The sequence below is a fragment of the Stenotrophomonas capsici genome, from assembly GCF_034961085.1.
GTDB classification, from domain to species: Bacteria; Pseudomonadota; Gammaproteobacteria; order Xanthomonadales; family Xanthomonadaceae; genus Stenotrophomonas; species Stenotrophomonas capsici.
In genome coordinates, this window is the sequence record NZ_JAYFUH010000203.1 from 1 (window position 1) to 1,220 (window position 1,220).

The 1,220-nt window shown below is 69.7% G+C and carries 2 protein-coding genes; both read left to right on the forward strand.

Features of this window, described 5'->3' with window-relative positions; all coding sequences use genetic code 11:
* Positions 1 to 194: hypothetical protein (locus tag VA603_RS11425; protein WP_323438913.1), on the forward strand; the 194-nt coding region annotated here is incomplete at its 5' end.
* Between the two features lie 221 nt (positions 195 to 415).
* Positions 416 to 1,039 carry a nicotinamidase gene (locus VA603_RS11430; protein ID WP_132863601.1) on the forward strand — a complete coding sequence of 208 codons (624 nt, stop codon included), beginning with the start codon at positions 416 to 418 and terminating at the stop codon, positions 1,037 to 1,039.
* Positions 1,040 to 1,220: the final 181 nt, after the last annotated feature.

Consider the following 1,220-nt stretch of genomic DNA (forward strand, 5'->3'; position numbering starts at 1 on the left):
TCCATTCCCCGCGCGTGCCCGATAGCGCCGAGATGGTGGAACTGCTGCGCAAGGCCAGCGACGTGCTGCCCCCGGGCAAGTTGTGGGTGAACCCGGACTGCGGCCTGAAGACCCGCGGCTGGCCGGAGACCCGGGCCGCGCTGGAAGCGATGGTGGGTGCCGCACGCACGCTGCGTGGGGAAGTGGCCGCGTAGGGCTGCAGTGCGCCGTGCTCCGGTAGATCACCGCAGATGTTGCATCTGCCCCCTCCCTTTCGCGCAGCGAAGGGGAGGGTTGGGGAGGGGGCTTTCGCCCCGGGAAGTCCACCTCGTTGCGCCATCGCTTCCCACCACCGCGCCGGGCAGGAATTCCCCGGCCATGCCCTGCCGTGCGCCACCGCTTAGACTGTCGGCACTCCCGCGTCAGGAAACAGTCGATGTACGCAGCCGATGTAGCGTTGCTGGTGGTGGACCTGCAGCCCGATTTCATGCCCGGCGGTGCCCTGCCCTGCCAGCAGGGCGATGCCATCGTTCCCGGGATCGCCGCGCTGCTGGCGTCGCGCCACTACCGCACGGTGGTCGCCACCCAGGACTGGCACCCGGCCGACCACGTTTCCTTCGCCAGCCAGCATGCCGGGCGTGCGCCGTTCGAGGTGATCGACCTGCATGGCCACGCGCAGACGCTGTGGCCGGACCATTGCGTGCAGGGCAGCCCAGGGGCGGCGCTGGACCCGCGCGTGGGCTGGGACGTGGCCGACCTGATCCTGCGCAAGGGCACCGACCAGCAGGTGGATTCGTACAGCGCCTTCCGCGAGAACCATGGCCCACGCGGCGGCCGCCCGGCGACCGGGCTGGCCGGCTGGCTGCACGAGCGCGGCATCACCGAGGTCCATGTCTGTGGCTTGGCGCGTGACTACTGCGTGCTGTGGAGCGCGCAGGACGCGGCGATCAGCGGCTTCCGCGTACGTTTCCTGTGGGAACTGACCCGGCCGGTGTCCTCGGCCAACGACGCGGCCACGCGGATCGCACTGGTCGAAGGCGGGATTGAAGTAGTGGGATAAGCCTCTGCAGGAGCAGCCTTGGCCGCGAAGCCGGGCCGCCTTCCCGCCAACGTGCAACACCCCTCCCCCAGCCCTCCCCTTCGCTGCGCGAAAGGGAGGGTGCACGACAAAGCTCCCTCTCCCCGTCATCCGCTTCGCTACGCGAAGGGGAGAGCAGATCAGCGGAACACCACCGTGCGGT

What these genes read in the sequence shown, in the direction of transcription:
- VA603_RS11430 (WP_132863601.1), top strand. Translation starts at nt 416, where the DNA reads ATGTACGCAGCCGATGTAGCGTTGCTGGTGGTGGACCTGCAGCCCGAT.